We start from the raw sequence: 15,895 nt of genomic DNA, 5'->3' as shown, positions 1-15,895 counted from the left end.
GTGCCCACCACCGTCCTCGCCGCCGGCGACCACTTCGTCCTGCCCGGGCTGCTCGCACAGGAACTGCGCGCCGCGGCGCCCGCCGACACCGACCTGGACATCCGGCAGCTCCAACTGCCCTGGCCCCACACCCCGTTCGGGAAGGTCGCCGAGGTCGACGAGGCGTCCGGAACCGAGGAGGAACTGATCGAGGCGCTGCGCGGCGTACGGATCTGTGTCACCCAGATGGCCCCGCTCACCGAACGGGTGCTGGCCGCCTGCCCCGATCTGGAACTGTTCTGCGTCAGCCGGGGCGGACCCGTCAACGCCAACCTGGAGGCCGCCGGCCGCCACGGGGTCGCCGTCTGCTACGCCCCCGGCCGCAACGCCGTCGCCACGGCGGAGCACACCCTCGCGCTCATCCTCGCCGCCGCCCGCGGGATCGGCGACGTCCACACCGACCTCAAGCAGGGCACCTGGCGTGGCGACTACTACGACTACACACGCTGCGGCGTCGAGATCGACGGCTCGGTCGTGGGCCTGGTCGGCTTCGGCGCCATCGGCTCGCGCGTCGCCCGCGTCCTGACCGCGATGGGGGCCACGGTCCTCGTCCACGACCCCTATGTGCCGCCGGAGGCGGTGCAGGGCGTCGCACGGCTCGTGTCCCTGGACGAGTTGCTGAGCCGCTCGCGGATCGTCTCCCTGCACGCGCGCGTGACGGACGAGACCCGCGGCATGATCGGGCAGGCCCAGATCGAGGCCATGCCGCGCGGTTCCGTCCTCGTCAACTGCGCCCGCGGCGCCCTGGTCGACTACGACGCGGTGTGCGACGCGCTCGACTCGGGGCGTCTGGCAGCCGCCGGCTTCGACGTGTTCCCCGTCGAACCGGTACCGGCCGGCTCGCGCCTGCTGTCCACCCCGGGTGTCATCCTCACCCCGCACATCGCCGGCGCGAGCCGCGAGGTCGCCCACAAGGCCGCCCGGATCGTCGCCGCCGAGGCCGCCCGCTTCCTCCGCGGCGAGCCACTGGCCCACTGCGCCAACTCCGAGGCGCTGAAGGGCTGAACGGGCGTTCACTCCTCTGCGCCTGGCACAGCACCGGCCCAGCCCGGACGGCTGGGCTCAGTGCCCGGCGGCCCCTTCGCGGCGTGCGTGGCGTGGCAGGAGGAACGCGAGCAGGAAGGTCAGGGCGAGCATGCCGTCGACGATCCACAGCACCGTCTTCATGACGGAGCCGAAACCGCTCCGGAAGGCCGACGACGCGGTGGCCTGCAGCGCGCCGGGTATCGAGGCGCCGGCCCGGGGCGAGGTCACGGCGGCACGGGTGTCCTTCTCCAGGCGTGCGCAGGACGCCGGGGTCGCGGCGGGGTCCTTGGCGACGGCGCGGTCCGAGGCGCACGAACGCAGGTCCGCCACGAGGCGCTGCTGGGCGGCGGGCGCGACGTGCGCGGCGGCCAGCTGCCCCCGCAGGCCGTCCGAGCGGTGGTCCACCGCGGTGGCGATCCCGCCGCCCAGCAGACCGAAGAAGACGGTGCCGAGGACGGCCACGCCGAAAGCGCCGCCGAGCTGCTGCATCGCTGTCATCGTGCCGGACGCCGAGCCCGTCTCGTGCTGCTCGACGGTGGCGAGCACGATGTCGAAGAACGGCGCCATGAGCAGGCCCATTCCGATGCCGGTGACGAGCAGGGAGGGCAGGAGCTGCCAGGGGCCGACGCCGGACCCCACCATGTCGAGGGTCAGCCACACGCCGAACACGCCGACCGCCATGACCAGAGTGCCCGCCTGCAGGACGGCCCGTCCGAACCGGGCGACACCCTGAGCGATCCCGAAGCCGACGATCATGCCGCCCGACCAGGGCACCATCACCAGCCCCGCCTTGAGCGGCGAATAGCCGAGGCCTATCTGGGTGTAGAGGTTGAACACCAGCATGAAGCCCTGCATGGTCGAGAAGAACACCAGCCCGAGGGTCATGCCGCCGCTGAACCCCCGCTTGCGGAACAGGCTGGGCACGACCAGCGGGTCCAGGCCGGCCTTGCTGCGGCGTGACTCGTACATGCCGAAGGCGATGAAGACGGCCAGCGAGGCGGCCATCATCACGAAGGTCCACAGGGGCCAGTCGTACTCACGGCCCTGGACCAGCGGGAAGATGATGAGCAGCGCGGCCAGCGACACCAGGAGCATGCCGGGGATGTCGAGGCGCGGCTTGGTGCTGGACCGGCCCCTCGGCAGGTAGCGCAGGGCACCGAGGAAGGCCGCTGCGCCCAGCGGCAGGTTGATCAGGAAGATCATCCGCCAGCCGGTGCCGAAGTAGTCGGCGTCCACGAGCCAGCCCGCCAGGATCGGCCCGCACACCGCGGACAGCCCCATGACCGGGCCGAACAGGCCGAAGGCCTTCTGCGACTCCTGCGGCGGGAACATCTCCTTGATCATGCCGAGGCCCTGCGGCAGCATCACCGCGCCGAACAGTCCCTGCACGACGCGCGCGGTGATCAGCATCTCGGGCGACACGGACAGCGCGCACAGCAGCGAACCCAGGGTGAAGCCGGCGGCTCCCACCAGGAACATCCTGCGGCGCCCGTGGATGTCCCCGAGCCGTCCGCCGGTGACGAGACCGACGGCCATGGAGAGCGTGTACGCGGCGGCGAGCCACTGCAACGTGGAAGCACCGCCGCCGAGGTCGGCCCGCATGGAGGGGCCGGCGATGTTCGTCACGACGGCGTCGAGGAGATCCATCACCTCGGCCGCGAGGATCACGAAGAGCGCAGCCCAGCGCCACGGGTAGGGCGCCGGCGCGTCGGTGGGCGTCTCGACGGACGCGACACCGGTGGTGGACATGGAACTCCTCCAAGGCATGGGTGGGTGGATGTTTTAGGAGAACGCTGTTCACATTAACAGAACGATGTTCACTTGGAGAACGTCGTTCATCAAGATATAGCGCAAGGCTCGCGGCGACACAAGATATATCGCGTCTTGTCAGGGTCTCTCGGGGGCAGGTGAACAGTGTTCTCTCGATGCCTAGACTGGTCCCATGACCGACGAGGCCGCCGACACCCGCACGCCCCCTCCGCCGTCCCCCTGGGATCGCGAACGCCCAGCGCGCAGTCATGTGACCCCCGTGCGCACACCGCTGTCGCGTACACGCGTGGTCGAGGCCGCCTTCACGGTGCTGGACCGCCAGGGACTGGACGGGCTGTCGATGCGGCAGGTGGCGGCCGAACTGGGGGTCACGGTCTCCGCCCTCTATGCGCACGTCAGCTCCAAGGACGACCTCCTGGAGCTGATGTACACCCGGCTCTTCGACGGCTTCGAGCTGCCCGAGCCCGACCCGGAGCGGTGGCGGGAGCAGGTGCGGGACTACGCCCGCTCGGGACGGCAGCGCCTGCTGTCCCACCGGGACATGGCCAGGATCTCCATGGCCCACGTCCCCTTCACCGCCGAACTGCTGCCGCACGTGGAGGCGTTGCTCGCCATCTTCCGCACCGCGGGGCTGCCCGACCGTATCGCTGCGGAGGCCGGCGACCTCATCTCCACCTACATCGACGGGTTCGCCCTGGAGGAGGGCATGTGGCGGGACCGGGCCGCTCGGCACGGCGGTGACAGCGGCTCCCTGGCCCGCCCCGACTGGCGCGAGATGGCCGACCAGATGCAGGACTACTTCGCGTCCCTGCCCGCAGCGGACTTTCCCCATCTGCGCGCCCTGGCCGGGCTCATCGTGTCGGACTCCTCCGACGAGAGGTTCGACATCGGTCTGGAGATCATCCTGCGGGGCTTGGCGAGCTACCTGTCCGACCCCGGGGCCTGTCCTGCCGCGGACCGGACCCACGACACCACCTGACCTGCGACGCCCCGGCCAAGGCAACGCGACGACGCGTGCGCCCGTTGCCCCTGGGGAAGGCAGCGGACCGCACGCGCGGTGGGACAGCCGACGCCTAGCCGAGGGCGAAGTCGTCGGCGTGGACGTCGGACTGGCCGTACCACCCGTGGACGTACACGGTGACGGTCCCGCTGCTGCCGGTGGTGAAGCCCACCGTCAGCTGGTTCCAGCTCGTGCCGTTCGACCAGGAGTCGGCGGTGGCGCCGCCGCCGACTCCGATGTAGGCGTAGGGGCCCTGGACCCAGCCGGTGAGCGTGTAGCTGTGGTGGGGGGACAGGGTGACCGTCTGGTCGCATTCACCCGTGCCGCTGGGGCCTGGGCTGACCTGCAGGGAGTGGCCGCCGGTGTGGACCGGGCCGGCGACCACCGTACTGCCGCCCGTACAGGTCCAGGGGCTCGGACTGCCGGTCTCGAAGCCGGCGTTGGTGAGCGGACCCCCGCCGCCCCCGCTCCCGCCGGCGGTCACGGTGAGTGTGTAGGCCGCGCTGTGGCTGCCGCTCGCGGCGGCGCCGGTGACGGTGATCGGGTAGGTGCCCACGGCCACGGACGAGCCGACCGTGGCCGTCAGTGTCGCGCTGCCGCCGGACGTGACGGAGCTCGGGCTGAAGGAGACGCTGACACCGGAGGGCGCGCCGGAGGCGGAGAGGCTCAGGGGTTCCGCGCTGCCGGAGGTGACGGCCGTGGAGACGGTCGCCGTCGCGGTAGCACCCTGGGCGACGGAAGCGGAGCCCGGAGCCAGGGAAAGGGAGAAGTCGCTGGTCGTGCCTCCGCCGCCGCCCGAGCTGCCCTCGTAGGGCACGAAAGCGTCGGTGAACGCCAGGCTGTTCTGGCTGATCTCGCTGCACGTGGGCAGTGAGTTGGCGCTTCCACTGCACGGCTGGTCCCGGTTGACGGACCAGAACGCCAGCCGCCCGACGCCGTTCTGCGCGGCGAAGTTCTCCACCGTCTGGGCATCGGCCAGGGTGAACGTGGAACCGTCGTCGTTCTTGCCGATCATCGGGGTGATCCCGAGGTTCGCATAGGTGTAGCCGGAGTCCACGGACTGCATCTGCGCCAGCGTGGCCCGGGCGGCTGAGACCGCGGCCTGCCCCATCTCGGTGCCGGTGCCGGCGTAGTAGTCCATGGCCATGACGTTGACCACGTCGATCCTGATGCCGGCGTTCCTGGCGGCCTTGAGGATGTTGACACCGTCGCCGGTCAGCCCGCTCGGCAGCACGGGCAGCGTCATGGAGAACCGCAGGGCCGGGTCGGACGCCTTGAGGTCCCTCATCGCCTGCATCTGACGGGCGGCGGCCGCCGTGTCGGCGACGGCGGCGCCTTCGACGTCGAAGTCGAGCTGGGTCACGGCGTAGTCGTCGATGAGGGCCTGGTACCCGGCGTCGATGCCGCTCTGCGTGGAGCACGTCCAGGCGAGCGGCTCGCCGCTCGCCCCGCCGGAGGAGATGATGACCGACGCGCCCTCGGACTTCGCCCTGGCGATCTCGGGGTCGGTGTACGAGTCGTTGCCGATGGGGAGGGTGTCGCCCCAGATCTGGTTGCAGCCTTCGCCGAGGACGAAGGCCGCGGTGTAGGCCTTGAGGTGGTGGCCGGTGATGGCGCTGTCGAGCAGGCCTTCCTGACTGTTCGACAGGTCGGCATAGGGGGCCACGGAGTAGACGCTGCTCGCCGCGGCGCCGGCGGCGGGTGCCAGAGCTACGGCCGTGCCCGTGGCCGCGAGGGCGAGCGTGCACACGGAAGCCGCGCATCTCGCCAACCTTGCCAGGTACATGACATTGCCCCCTTTGGGGATGCCCCTTGGGCATGGAGTGGTGGAGTGGGGGAGTGCCGGGTGGTGCCGTGCAGGGCTGAGGGTATTGGTACATACCAAACCGCCCGGGCCTCAGCCCGTCAAGAGGACTAGACCAAGTAAGTCCAAGGCCGGTATTAGGGTGATCGGGTAAGCCGGAACGCCGACAGCGGTGCCGGGTCCGAGTGTCAGGAGTCACAGATGACCGTGGAAATCCAGCGAGCCGTACTCGCAGGGGGTTGTTTCTGGGGCATGCAGGATCTGATCCGCAAGCAGCCGGGTGTGGTCTCCACGCGCGTCGGCTACAGCGGCGGTGACACCCCGAACGCCACGTACCGCCATCACGGCGACCACGCCGAAGCCATTGAGATCCTCTTCGATCCCACGGTCACGAGCTACCGCGACATCCTGGAGTTCTTCTTCCAGATACACGACCCGACCACCAGGGACCGCCAGGGCAACGACATCGGACGCAGCTACCGGTCCGCCATCTTCTACGGCGACGAAGAGCAGCGCCGCGTCGCCGTGGACACGATCGCGGACGTCGAGGCGAGCGGGCTGTGGCCGGGGAAGGTGGTCACCGAGGTGGAGGCCGTCGGTGACTTCTGGGAGGCGGAACCCGAGCACCAGGACTACCTGGAGCGCTACCCCGACGGCTACACGTGCCACTTCCCGCGACCGAACTGGAAGCTCCCGCGCCGGGATTCGGCCCCGGCGAGCTGAGCCCAGCGAACGAGGTGGTTCGGGCGTGGCACGGGGGCGCTTGCCGGCGCTCGTCCGCGCCCGCGGACCCGTCACGGCATTCCGAGGCCGCCGATCACACCCGCACGCGCATCCGCCTCAGGACGGCTGAGCCCCGTTCTCGGGAGCCGGAGGAAGCGCGAGGTGGGCGAGGTCGCCCGGCGGGGGTGTGGTGACCGGCCACAGGGGAGCGGCCTCACCGTCGGCCAGCGCGGCCGGCGCGTCGGTGAGGTTCATGCGCTCGCGCAGCCGGCCGTAGAAGTCCGTCGGGCCCAGCCGGACCGCCTTCAGCCGGCGTGGCGCGGCGTACACGCCGATCCAGTCGCCCGGGCTCAGCACGCCGCGCAGCTGGCCGTCGATGCTGACGGCGGCCTGGCCGGACCGTTCGAGAATCCGCAGCGCGATCGGTTCGTCGGGGGCGGCGACGACCGAGCGGTTGAACACCATGTGCGGGGCGACCGGCGTGAACACCAGACCCTCCGCGCGCGGCGAGACCACCGGACCGCCGGCGGCGAAACTGTACGCGGTCGAGCCCGTGGGCGTGGCCACCAGCAACGCGTCGGCGGAGTAGCAGGCCAGGAGCCGGCCGGCGAGATAGACACCGACCGACACCTGCCGGTCCCTGGCGAGCTTCTCCACGACGACGTCGTTCAGCGCGGTGACGTCCAAGGCGACGCCCCAGTCGTCACCCGTCGCGCACTCCTTCCGCACCTGGGGCGGCGGCAGCATCGGCCCGCGGCCGTACCGCAGCAGCGCCTCCATCTGCGCGGGCACCTCCAGCCGGCACGACGCCCGCAGGGTGAGGAGCATCCGGCTCTCGACGGTGATGCGTCCGGCCCGGACCGCGTCCAGCGCCGCGCGCACCGACGGGGCCGGGACCTCGGTGAGGAAGCCGACCCGGCCGAGGTCGACGCCCAGGACCAGGGCGTCGTTCTCGGCCGCCAGCCGGGCGCCGCGCAGGAACGTGCCGTCGCCGCCCAGGGTGACGATGAGGTCCGGATCGCCCGCCGCGTCGACCTCCTCCCGGGCGCTGTGCCGCGCCCCCTCCTGCCACACGTCGATGTCGGCACACGCCACGGCGTGCTCCTCGCACCACTCGCGCACCGCCCGTGCGGCGGCCACGGCCTCGGCGCGGCCGCCGTGCACCACCAGGCCGACATGGTTCACCCTCATATCCGCCTCCCAGCCGGCTGCACCCTGCGCCATCCTCGCCCGTGAACCACTCCGGCGCGGCCCGCGCCAGGCGGCAGCCCCGGGCAGGCGAGCCCGCGCACCTGAGTACGACTGCTGCCTGGACGCTCGCCGACGCCTACCCCGGCTGGTTCCCGCTCGGCGGCAGCGTGGGCTTCACCCTGGCTCCGTTTCGTGGTCGCCGTCGCCGTGGGCCTCGCCCCGCTCGTCCTGGTCCCGGCGCTCAGCCGGCTGCTGCTGCGCACGCTGCCCGAGCCGGCGGCTCCGCCGAAAACGACCGCGAAGGAAGACAAAACAAAACGCAGCCGCACCGCACTCGTCAGCCCGACGCCAGGTGCGGCGGCCGGAGCGGGATGTCCGGCCGCCGCACGACGTGGTCGGTCACTCGTTCCGGAAGACGGCCTTGCTCACCTCGGCGGGGTTCTGGAACTCCTTCTTCCCGAGGTGCGCGATGCGCTCGGTGACTTCCTTGGACGCATGATTCTTCTCGGCGACCTCGCGGAGCTGTTCCGAGTTCGCCGGGTACTCCGCGCCGGACAGTGCCTTCTGCAGATCAGGGGGGCTGATACCCGCCATGGTTCCTCCAGGCGGTGAGATGGTGCTCGGTCTGTTGCACCGGCGCCGCATGCTGCGCCGGGACTGCCCAGGTACCCACGGTCTGGCAGCGGATTCACGGATTCTCCCCGGTCATGGGTCACCGGGCGGACGGGTACTCGAAGGCTTCGGAACGGACACGCACACATGAGGGAGGCCCCGATGAGCGAGTCCACGCCCTCCCAGGCGGAGGGCGAGCGGGAGCCCGGCGACACGCAGGCGGAACAGCCACCGCGCACGACTCCCTCCCAGCCGGAGGGACCGGACACCGCAGACGAGAACGCGATCGACGACAGCGAGCAAGGCGACGAGTGAAGGAGGCGTCATGAGCACGGCACACACCAGCGTCCCCGAGGTGCTGGCCGCGCTGAAGGACGTGTCGTACCCGACGGACAAGGAGCACCTGGTCACGGCCGCGCGGGAGGCGGGTGCGTCGGACGAGGTCGTCAAGGCCTTGCGCGGCATCCCCGCCGAGCAGTACACGGGCCGTGAGGACGTGGCGAGGTCGGTACGGGTGGACCCGGACTCGGACCTGGGGTTCGACGCCGCCCAGCGTGCCCAGCAGGCACGCGAGGGAGGCAAGCCCGGTCTCTCCCAGCATCTGCGGGAGGAGCCGAAGACACCGATCCAGGAGGAGTTCGACCGCTGAGCCGGCGTCGGCGCCCCCCGGCGCCGCACAAACATGACGCCCATGGCACCCCCCGCCCCACCTGCGCTAGCGTGCTTGATCAGACACGTCTGGACAGGTAGGGCAGGTGGCTCGGCGATGACGCACCCGCAGGACCCGCTCGAAAGCACCGACGGCAGATCCTCCGGCCGCCCGATCCAGCTGGAGACGCACGGGCTCGACGTGATCGGGGACGCGGACCGCAAGGGCACCCCGCGCACGCTCTTCTGGCCCTGGTTCGGGGCCAACGTCTCCGTCCTCGGACTGAGCTACGGCGCCTTCGCGTTCGGCTTCGGCATCTCCTTCTGGCAGGCACTCGCCGCCGGTGTACTCGGGATCGTCGTCTCGTTCCTGCTGTGCGGTTTCATCGCGGTCGCCGGGAAGCGCGGCTCTGCGCCCACGATGGTGCTCAGCCGGGCGGCGTACGGCGTGCGCGGCAACCGCCTGCCGTCCGTGATCTCCTGGTTGCTCACCGTCGGCTGGGAGACTGTCCTCACCGCGCTCGCCACGCTGGCCACCGCGACCGTCTTCAGCCGCCTCGGCTGGGGCGGCGGCACGGAGACCAAGGTGGTCGCCCTCATCGTGGTGGCCGCGCTGACCGTGGTGGGCGGGGTCATGGGCTTCGACCTGATCATGCGACTGCAGACGGCCATCACCGTGATCACCGGCGTCCTCACACTCGTCTACGTCGCCCTCGTCGCCGACCACGTCCACTGGAGCACGGTCAGCGCCGTCCCGGCCGGTTCCGCGCAGGAGTTCGTCGGCGCCCTGGTGTTCATGATGACCGGCTTCGGCCTCGGCTGGGTCAACGCCGCCGCCGACTACTCCCGGTATCTCCCCCGGAGTTCGTCCAGCCGGGGAGTGATCGGCTGGACCGCCTTCGGCGCCTCCGTGGCCCCGCTGCTCCTGCTGGTCTTCGGTCTGCTGCTGGCCGGTTCCTCCCCGAGCCTGAGCAAGGCCGTCGCGGCCGACCCGATCGGTGCGCTGACGATCATCCTGCCCACCTGGTTCCTGGTGCCCTTCGCGGTGGTCGCCGTGCTCGGCCTGGTCGGCGGCGCCGTCCTCGACATCTACTCCTCGGGCCTCGCCCTGCTCGCCGCCGGGCTGCGCGTGCCCCGCTACGTGGCCGCTTTCTTCGACGGCCTCCTGATGATCGCCGGCTCGGTCTACATCGTCTTCTTCGCCGGCGACTTTCTCGGCCAGTTCATGGGCTTCCTCACCACCCTCGGCGTGCCCATCGCCGCCTGGTGCGGCATCATGCTCGCCGACCTCGCCCTGCGCCGCCGCGACTACGACGACGGCGACCTCTACCGCCCGCACGGCCGCTACGGTGACATCCCGCTGCCGCCGCTGCTGCTCACCCTCGCCGCCACGGCCGTCGGCTGGGGCCTGGTCACCAACACCGCCGCGAGCTGGCTCACCTGGCAGGGCTACCTCCTCGCTCCCCTCGGCCTCGGCGGCAAGACCGGTGCCTGGGCGTACGCCAACCTCGGCGTCCTGGTCGCGCTGGCCCTCGCCTTCGCCGGCACCCTGCTGCTCGGCCGGGGCCGGGTGCGCGCCCAGGAGGCGCAGGCGCCGAGCCCGGTCGCCGACGAAGGGGTGCTGACCGCATGACCGCCGGACATCTCGCCGTCATCGACATGCAGCACGTCTTCGCCGACCCGGCGAGCCCCTGGGCCACTCCCCGGTACGCCGACGCGGTGGCGGGCGTCCGCAGCCTGCTGCCGGCCTTCGCCGGCCGCGTCACCTTCACCCGCTTCCTGGCCCCCGGCCGACCGACCGGAGCCTGGCGCGCCTACTACGACCAGTGGCCCTTCGCCCTCCAGCCCCCCGACGCCGAACTCTGGCAGCTGTCCGAGGAGTTCGCGGAGCACACCGGCCATGTCGTGGACGCCCCCACCTTCGGCAAGTGGACCCCGCGGCTCGCCGCCCGCGTCGGTCCCGACAGCCGCCTGGTGCTGGCCGGTGTCAGCACCGAATGCTGTGTACTGTCCACCGCCCTGGCCGCCGCCGACGCCGGCACCGAGGTGCTGGTGGTCTCGGACGCCTGCGCCGGCGTGGACGACGACTCCCACCTGAAGGCCCTGCAGATCATGGAGCTGTACCGGCCGCTCGTCCGGGTCACCACCGTCGACGACCTGCTCGCGGAGAGCGGACCGTGACCGGCGTCCCGCTCAAGCACCAGCGGATCAGCCGGATCCTCGCCCGGGAGATCCGCGACGGCAGCCGCCCGGCCGGCGAGCCACTCCCCGGCGCACACGCCCTCGCCCAGCGGTTCGGCGTCAGCCGTACGACCATCCGCGCGGCCCTCGCCGAACTGTCCGGGCAGGGCCTGATCACCACCCGTACCGGCAAGGGCTCCTACGTCCTCTCCGACGGCCGCCAGGCGGACGACCGGCTCGGCTGGGCGCACGCCATCGCCGTGCGGGGCGTGGACACCACGGTGCGGACCCTCGCCGTACGCGAGACGTGCGACACCGCCCTCGCCGCCGAACTCGGCCTGGAAAAGGAGGTGTTCGTGTGCGTGGAGCGCGTCCGTGAGCTGGCCGCGGACGGCACCGTGGTGTCGTACGAGCGCAGCTTCCTGCCGCCGGTGCCCGTGATCCGCGAGCTGTCCGCCCGTGGCCTTCGGACAGGGGTCGCTCACCGACGTGCTGCTGCGGGCCGGGCTGCGCGCCGAGCACGGGGAGCAGCGGGTCTGCGGGCGGCCGGTCGACGCCGAGGAGGCGGAGCTGCTGCGGCGCACGCCCGGCGACTGGTTTCTGCGGACGCGGCGGACCGGCCGGGCGGCCGACGGCTCCCTCGTCGAACACGTCGTCACCCTCCTCGACCCCGGCCACTTCCAACTGATCCTCACCTTCGGCTGATCCACCGGCTTCCGCCTCACACCGCCGGACCACCCGCCGGCCGCCGGCCTGCCGCACGAGGGCAGCACCCGGCACCCGGACAGCTGTCCCGGGCTTGCGGTGACGACAGGACGGGCCCGCGTGGGCGGTGATCACCATGACCCGCCGAGCTTCACCGTCTCCGGCCACACATGGTCAGGCAGGCCCCCCACCGCACCTCCGCCGATCCTCACGCATGCCCCGCCGCCCACCGGGTACGCGAGGCGGGAGCACGCCCGGGCACAACCGTCCCGGGTGGCCCGTACGACCGCCGCTACCTGGGGATCTGCCATGGAGACACCCGCACGAGACGACCTGCCGACGCCGGCCCAGCAGGCGCTGGACGCGCTGGCCGTGAACGCCGAGGACCAGGCCGCGCTGGACGTCCTCGCCCACAGTGACGTGCTCGTCCCCGTACCGGACGACGCGATCGACGGGGAGGGCGCCGATGCCACGAGCGTGGCCCTGCCCGTCCTCGAACAGCCCGGAGGCGACCCGGTCGTCCCCGTGTTCACCACGGAGGGCGAGATGACCGGACTGCTGCCGTTCGTCTCCCGCTACCGCCTCATACCACTGGGCGCCCTGGCCTCCCAGTGGCCCGACGAGGACCTCTCCCTGGCCATCGACGGCAACTCCACCCACGCCCTGACCCTCACGTCACAGGGGGTACGCACCTTGTTGGTGCGGTGATCAGGCGCCGTACCAGGCACATCGACCCCGAGCGACCCGACAGAGAACGGCCGGAACTGTCCCCCTCCCAAGGGGTGGTCCCCACGTCTCCTGCAGGGAAAGATCCCCGTCGAGAGACAGAAGCGCGGTGCGCGAAGGAGCCGATGCCGTGAAGGTCGTCCTGCTGGGCACCGCCGCCGGCGGCTTCCCGCAGTGGAACTGCGCCTGCGCGCTGTGCACGGCCGCCCGGGACGGCCGGCTGCCCTCCCGTACACAGGAATGCGCGGCCGTCACCGGCAACGGCCGCGACTGGTGGCTGCTGAACGCCTCGCCGGACCTGCGCACCCAGCTCACCGCCACACCGGCGCTCCGGCCGGGACCCGGTCCCCGGGACACCCCGCTGCGCGGTGTCCTGCTCACCGACGCCGAGCCCGACCGCGTCAGCGGCCTGGCCGAGCTGCGGGGCGCGGCGGGCCTGAAGGTCTACGCCGCCCCGCCGGTCCGCACCGTCCTGGCCCCCGCCCGCGCCGCCCTGGACCGTTACGTCCGCTGGGAGTGGCCGGACGGCCTGGCAGAGGGCGGGTTCGTGCTGGCCGGCGGGCTGGTGGTCACGGCCCGTCCGGTGGGCGGGAAGATCCCGGCGTACCTACCGGCGCAGGCGCCGCAACCGGCCGGCCCGTGGGTGACGGCGTACCGCGTCGAGGACCTGGCCAGCGGGGGAGTGCTGGTGTACGCGCCCTGTGTGAGTGTCTGGAGCCCGGCGCTGGAGGAGCTGTGCGCCCAGGCCGACTGCATTCTGCTCGACGGCACCTTCTTCGCGGCCGGCGAGATGGGCACGGCGGTGCGGTCGGGCGCCGGGCGAGCCGGCGGACATCTGCCCGTCACGGGCCCGGACGGTTCTCTCGCCGCCCTGGCCCGCCATCCCGGCGCACGCCGGATCTACACCCACCTCGACCACACGAATCCGCTCCTCGACCCGGCGTCACCGGCGCACGCGCGTGCCGCCGAGGAGGGCGTCGAGGTCCTGCCCGACGGGGCCGAGCTGCTGCTCTAATCCTGCTGCTCGCTGAGCATGCGCTGCAGCACGGCGCGCTGCAGCGGCAGCACCTCGGCGTGCAGCGCGCGGCCCTTGCCGGTGAGCGCCACCCACACCCCGCGCCGGTCCTCCGCACACACCGAGCGCTCCACCAGCCCGTCCTTCTCCAGCCGGCCGATCAGCCGGGACAGCGCGCTCTGGCTGAGGTGCACCCGTCCGACCAGGTTCTGCACCCGGCACTGGTCGCCCTCCGCGGGCGACTCGGAGGCCAGGATGTCCAGCACCTCGAAGTCGCTGGCGCCCAGCCCGTGCGGGTGCAGGGCCCGGTCGATCTCGCACATCGTGCGCGCGTGCACGGCGAGGATGTCCCGCCACCGTTCCTCGAGCCGGGCGTCGGCCGTCTTGACTGCCATACCCGCACCGTAGCACCGATCCCCTCAATCATTGAGTGTGCAACTAGTGTGGGTGCAAGCACGCGGCTCCGCGCTCAGGCGACCGGGTCCTGGAGGAGACCGACCAGGTTGCCGTCCGGGTCCTTCACCGAGGCGACGAGCCTGCCGTTGCCGACGTCCCGCACGTCCTGGACCACTTCGGCGCCCGCCTCCAGCAGTGCCGCGAGCCGCTCCCGGAGGTCGGTGACGTGCCAGAACGGCACCGGCCCGGTCAAGCCCTGGGCATGCCCGTTCGGGTCGAGGCCGATGTCCTGTCCCTCGGCCTTGAAACCGACGTAATAGGGCTCGTCCACATACGGCTCGACGCCGAGCAGGGCGGTGAACAGGGCCTTGGACCGGTCCTTGTCCTTGACGGGGTAGATGATCGTCTGCAGGCCGGCGGCGGTCATGGGACTCTCCTTCACGAGGTACGGGGCCGACGGGTCTTCCGTCGGTGCACTTCACGCTAGGACCGGGGAGCCCGCGGCGGCTTCTTCAATCCTGACCGCTTGCCGGTTCCCCGGCACCCCTACTCGTTGTGCAGGACCTCCGAGACGGTGAGGCGGGCGGCCCGCCGGGCGGGCACCAGGGCACCGACGACGGCGATCACGAGTCCCGTGAGAGCCAGTCCGGCCAGCTCGGACACCTGCCAGACGTCCGTCATGTACGACGGCAGGGTGATGTCGATCCCCGCTGCCATCCGCGGGATCACCACCTCATAGGCGGCGATGCCCACCGGGATGCCCAGCACCGACCCGATGACGCCGAGCACCGCCATCGACGTCACCGTCATCACCGTCACCTGGCACGGGGTCACCCCCTCCCCGGTCACGTCGAAGGGACGACGGACGATGAAGTTCCATCCCAGACGCACCATCAGGGTCCTGCCGCCGCCGCTCGCGGCCGGGCTCGCCCTCACCGCCCTGCCCGCCCAGACCGCCCAGGCCGCGAGCACTCTCACCAACGGCGGCTTCGAGTCGGACGGTTCAGGTGTGGCCGCGCCCGCCGGCTGGTCCGAGTACGGCGACACCGGTGCCTCGTTCACCGAGTCCGGCGGGCACAGCGGGAGTTACCGCCTGACCCAGTACTCCTCCTCGGCCTACAAGGTGGAGACGTACCAGTACCTGCCGGGCCTGACCAACGGCACCTACACGTTGACCGCCTGCGTCCGCTCCAGCGGTGGGCAGAACGCCGCGTACATAGCCCTCAAGAATTGCGGGAGTGCGGAACAGCGAACCGATCTGCCCCTATCGTCCTCAAGACGGACGTGTACAACCACACGTACGACGTGTTGAACGCCTTGAAGGCGCAAGGCACCACCGCCGACATGGTCCAGACCGGCAATGAGATCAACGGCGGCATCCTGTGGTCCGAGGGATCGACGGACCACTGGAGCCAGTTGGCTGGACCGCCGTCCCCGGCAACGGCTGGGACCCGACCGACGCCACCTCCGGCAACGGCTGGGAGAACCAGGCCCTGTTCGGCTACGACGGCAAGGCGCTGTCCTCCATGACGTCGTTCAGCCACCGCTGAACCACCGGTGCGGGGTCCGGCCGTGGGGGGCGGCCGGGGCCCGCCGTGTTTCCGGGGCCGGACGGCGCTCCGCGGTCGTACGGCCGTTCGGTACCGGACAACGACCGACGACTCCCGGGCGCGGCGGAGTCGCCCGGGCGACAGTGGGAAGACTGCGTATGAGGAGGCCGGGGACGGAGGCGGACGGATGATGGGAACTCCCTCGGGCCGGATGCGGCAGACCATCCTGGAGTGGCTCAAGGACCCGGCGGCCCACTTCCCGGCGCACTGTCGCCGCGACTCCGTCGAGAGAGGCGTCACCGCGCGGGCCGTGGCCGTCAAGCTGGGCGTACCCCGCCGGACCGCCGTCGCCCACCTGGACTTCCTCACCCGCCTCGGCGTACTGCGCGCCCGCCGCCTCCGCTGCCGCACCTACTACCGGCGCGACGAGATCCGCATCGCCGAGGTGGCCCGGATGTTCGAGAAGGGGTGGTGATCGGAGGCCGGGCAGGAGAGAGTGGCCGGGCAGG

18 protein-coding genes and 2 pseudogenes are annotated in these 15,895 nt (G+C 71.5%); 13 read left to right on the top strand and 7 right to left on the bottom strand.

From position 1 onward, the window contains the following. Positions 1 to 1,044 carry a 2-hydroxyacid dehydrogenase gene (locus ABZ624_RS24385; RefSeq protein ID WP_360092663.1) on the top strand — a complete coding sequence of 348 codons (1,044 nt, stop codon included), beginning with the start codon at positions 1 to 3 and terminating at the stop codon, positions 1,042 to 1,044. Between the two features lie 57 nt (positions 1,045 to 1,101). Here the strand turns inward: ABZ624_RS24385 and ABZ624_RS24380 are convergent, their stop codons facing one another. Further along, the gene (locus ABZ624_RS24380) at positions 1,102 to 2,814 is read right to left on the bottom strand and encodes an MFS transporter (protein ID WP_360092660.1); all 1,713 of its coding nucleotides are present in this window, start codon (positions 2,812 to 2,814) and stop codon (positions 1,102 to 1,104) included. A 193-nt stretch (positions 2,815 to 3,007) separates the two neighbouring features. Between ABZ624_RS24380 and ABZ624_RS24375 the strand changes: the two genes are divergently transcribed. Continuing rightward, positions 3,008 to 3,814, top strand: coding sequence for a TetR/AcrR family transcriptional regulator (locus ABZ624_RS24375; protein ID WP_360092657.1), 807 nt, complete (start codon positions 3,008 to 3,010; stop codon positions 3,812 to 3,814). A 94-nt stretch (positions 3,815 to 3,908) separates the two neighbouring features. Here the strand turns inward: ABZ624_RS24375 and ABZ624_RS24370 are convergent, their stop codons facing one another. After that, on the bottom strand, positions 3,909 to 5,585 hold the full coding sequence (locus ABZ624_RS24370; RefSeq protein WP_360092654.1) for a carbohydrate binding domain-containing protein: 1,677 nt from the start codon (positions 5,583 to 5,585) through the stop codon (positions 3,909 to 3,911). 255 nt (positions 5,586 to 5,840) lie between these two features. On the opposite strand from ABZ624_RS24370, the gene msrA reads away from it, so the two are divergent. Then, on the top strand, positions 5,841 to 6,362 hold the full coding sequence (gene msrA / locus ABZ624_RS24365) for a peptide-methionine (S)-S-oxide reductase MsrA (RefSeq protein WP_360092651.1): 522 nt from the start codon (positions 5,841 to 5,843) through the stop codon (positions 6,360 to 6,362). Positions 6,363 to 6,479: 117 nt separating this feature from the next. Here the strand turns inward: msrA and ABZ624_RS24360 are convergent, their stop codons facing one another. After that, positions 6,480 to 7,553 carry an NAD(+)/NADH kinase gene (locus tag ABZ624_RS24360; protein ID WP_360092648.1) on the bottom strand — a complete coding sequence of 358 codons (1,074 nt, stop codon included), beginning with the start codon at positions 7,551 to 7,553 and terminating at the stop codon, positions 6,480 to 6,482. A gap of 399 nt (positions 7,554 to 7,952) precedes the next feature. Continuing rightward, complete coding sequence (locus tag ABZ624_RS24355) at positions 7,953 to 8,147, bottom strand: DUF2795 domain-containing protein (RefSeq protein WP_360092645.1); 195 nt, start codon at positions 8,145 to 8,147, stop codon at positions 7,953 to 7,955. Between the two features lie 180 nt (positions 8,148 to 8,327). Here ABZ624_RS24355 and ABZ624_RS24350 point away from each other — a divergent pair, with 180 nt between their 5' ends. The 8 genes and pseudogenes from ABZ624_RS24350 to pqqB all read left to right on the top strand — a co-directional run bounded on the left by ABZ624_RS24350 (position 8,328) and on the right by pqqB (position 13,440). Next, a complete protein-coding gene (locus ABZ624_RS24350; protein WP_360092642.1) occupies positions 8,328 to 8,480 on the top strand; it encodes a hypothetical protein in 153 nt (50 codons plus the stop codon). A gap of 10 nt (positions 8,481 to 8,490) precedes the next feature. Continuing rightward, the gene (locus tag ABZ624_RS24345; RefSeq protein WP_360092639.1) at positions 8,491 to 8,814 is read left to right on the top strand and encodes a DUF2795 domain-containing protein; all 324 of its coding nucleotides are present in this window, start codon (positions 8,491 to 8,493) and stop codon (positions 8,812 to 8,814) included. A 117-nt stretch (positions 8,815 to 8,931) separates the two neighbouring features. Next, a complete protein-coding gene (locus ABZ624_RS24340; RefSeq protein ID WP_360092636.1) occupies positions 8,932 to 10,446 on the top strand; it encodes a cytosine permease in 1,515 nt (504 codons plus the stop codon). Next, positions 10,443 to 10,994: a cysteine hydrolase gene (locus ABZ624_RS24335; RefSeq protein ID WP_360092633.1), complete on the top strand. Its 552-nt coding sequence runs from the start codon at positions 10,443 to 10,445 to the stop codon at positions 10,992 to 10,994. The genes ABZ624_RS24340 and ABZ624_RS24335 overlap by 4 nt, the downstream gene beginning before the upstream one ends. Then, a pseudogene (locus ABZ624_RS24330) lies at positions 10,991 to 11,143 on the top strand (GntR family transcriptional regulator); the annotation flags it as partial. The gene ABZ624_RS24335 and the pseudogene ABZ624_RS24330, both read left to right, overlap by 4 nt. A 310-nt stretch (positions 11,144 to 11,453) precedes the next feature. Further along, entirely contained in the window at positions 11,454 to 11,699 is a 246-nt protein-coding gene (locus ABZ624_RS24325) for a UTRA domain-containing protein (RefSeq protein WP_360092630.1), read from the top strand. 309 nt (positions 11,700 to 12,008) lie between these two features. Beyond that, complete coding sequence (locus tag ABZ624_RS24320) at positions 12,009 to 12,407, top strand: SseB family protein (RefSeq protein WP_360092627.1); 399 nt, start codon at positions 12,009 to 12,011, stop codon at positions 12,405 to 12,407. 148 nt (positions 12,408 to 12,555) lie between these two features. Further along, positions 12,556 to 13,440 carry a pyrroloquinoline quinone biosynthesis protein PqqB gene (gene pqqB, locus ABZ624_RS24315; RefSeq protein ID WP_360092624.1) on the top strand — a complete coding sequence of 295 codons (885 nt, stop codon included), beginning with the start codon at positions 12,556 to 12,558 and terminating at the stop codon, positions 13,438 to 13,440. Here pqqB and ABZ624_RS24310 read toward each other — a convergent pair. From ABZ624_RS24310 to ABZ624_RS24300, 3 genes are all read right to left on the bottom strand, one after another. Next, positions 13,437 to 13,835: a MarR family transcriptional regulator gene (locus tag ABZ624_RS24310; RefSeq protein WP_360092621.1), complete on the bottom strand. Its 399-nt coding sequence runs from the start codon at positions 13,833 to 13,835 to the stop codon at positions 13,437 to 13,439. The two genes, pqqB and ABZ624_RS24310, sit on opposite strands and share 4 nt — an antisense overlap. A 74-nt stretch (positions 13,836 to 13,909) precedes the next feature. Continuing rightward, positions 13,910 to 14,263, bottom strand: coding sequence for a VOC family protein (locus tag ABZ624_RS24305; protein ID WP_360092618.1), 354 nt, complete (start codon positions 14,261 to 14,263; stop codon positions 13,910 to 13,912). Between the two features lie 119 nt (positions 14,264 to 14,382). Further along, positions 14,383 to 14,646, bottom strand: a complete 264-nt coding sequence (locus ABZ624_RS24300; RefSeq protein ID WP_360092615.1) for a hypothetical protein — start codon at positions 14,644 to 14,646, stop codon at positions 14,383 to 14,385. A gap of 58 nt (positions 14,647 to 14,704) precedes the next feature. Between ABZ624_RS24300 and ABZ624_RS24295 the strand changes: the two are divergent. Together ABZ624_RS24295 and ABZ624_RS24290 are read left to right on the top strand one after the other, a co-directional pair. After that, a pseudogene (locus ABZ624_RS24295) lies at positions 14,705 to 15,386 on the top strand (glycosyl hydrolase 53 family protein). Positions 15,387 to 15,573: 187 nt separating this feature from the next. Further along, positions 15,574 to 15,861 (top strand): helix-turn-helix transcriptional regulator, encoded by a 288-nt coding sequence (locus ABZ624_RS24290; protein ID WP_360092612.1) that lies wholly within the window; start codon positions 15,574 to 15,576, stop codon positions 15,859 to 15,861. Positions 15,862 to 15,895: the final 34 nt, after the last annotated feature.

Source organism: Streptomyces sp. NPDC007205 (genome assembly GCF_040634095.1).
In the GTDB taxonomy this organism is placed as follows: domain Bacteria; phylum Actinomycetota; class Actinomycetes; order Streptomycetales; family Streptomycetaceae; genus Streptomyces.
Note: the sequence above shows the minus strand (reverse complement) of the source record. Positions and strands in the feature narration are given on the sequence as shown.

Excerpts from the sequence above, each read along its gene's own strand:
- ABZ624_RS24350 (WP_360092642.1), top strand. The coding sequence starts at position 8,328 with ATGAGCGAGTCCACGCCCTCCCAGGCGGAGGGCGAGCGGGAGCCCGGC.
- ABZ624_RS24360 (WP_360092648.1), bottom strand. The coding sequence starts at position 7,553 with ATGAGGGTGAACCATGTCGGCCTGGTGGTGCACGGCGGCCGCGCCGAG.
- ABZ624_RS24305 (WP_360092618.1), bottom strand. The coding sequence starts at position 14,263 with ATGACCGCCGCCGGCCTGCAGACGATCATCTACCCCGTCAAGGACAAG.
- ABZ624_RS24290 (WP_360092612.1), top strand. The coding sequence starts at position 15,574 with ATGATGGGAACTCCCTCGGGCCGGATGCGGCAGACCATCCTGGAGTGG.
- ABZ624_RS24335 (WP_360092633.1), top strand. The coding sequence starts at position 10,443 with ATGACCGCCGGACATCTCGCCGTCATCGACATGCAGCACGTCTTCGCC.
- ABZ624_RS24300 (WP_360092615.1), bottom strand. The coding sequence starts at position 14,646 with ATGACGGTGACGTCGATGGCGGTGCTCGGCGTCATCGGGTCGGTGCTG.
- ABZ624_RS24380 (WP_360092660.1), bottom strand. The coding sequence starts at position 2,814 with ATGTCCACCACCGGTGTCGCGTCCGTCGAGACGCCCACCGACGCGCCG.
- ABZ624_RS24320 (WP_360092627.1), top strand. The coding sequence starts at position 12,009 with ATGGAGACACCCGCACGAGACGACCTGCCGACGCCGGCCCAGCAGGCG.
- ABZ624_RS24340 (WP_360092636.1), top strand. The coding sequence starts at position 8,932 with ATGACGCACCCGCAGGACCCGCTCGAAAGCACCGACGGCAGATCCTCC.
- ABZ624_RS24345 (WP_360092639.1), top strand. The coding sequence starts at position 8,491 with ATGAGCACGGCACACACCAGCGTCCCCGAGGTGCTGGCCGCGCTGAAG.
- ABZ624_RS24310 (WP_360092621.1), bottom strand. The coding sequence starts at position 13,835 with ATGGCAGTCAAGACGGCCGACGCCCGGCTCGAGGAACGGTGGCGGGAC.
- msrA (WP_360092651.1), top strand. The coding sequence starts at position 5,841 with ATGACCGTGGAAATCCAGCGAGCCGTACTCGCAGGGGGTTGTTTCTGG.
- ABZ624_RS24375 (WP_360092657.1), top strand. The coding sequence starts at position 3,008 with ATGACCGACGAGGCCGCCGACACCCGCACGCCCCCTCCGCCGTCCCCC.
- ABZ624_RS24355 (WP_360092645.1), bottom strand. The coding sequence starts at position 8,147 with ATGGCGGGTATCAGCCCCCCTGATCTGCAGAAGGCACTGTCCGGCGCG.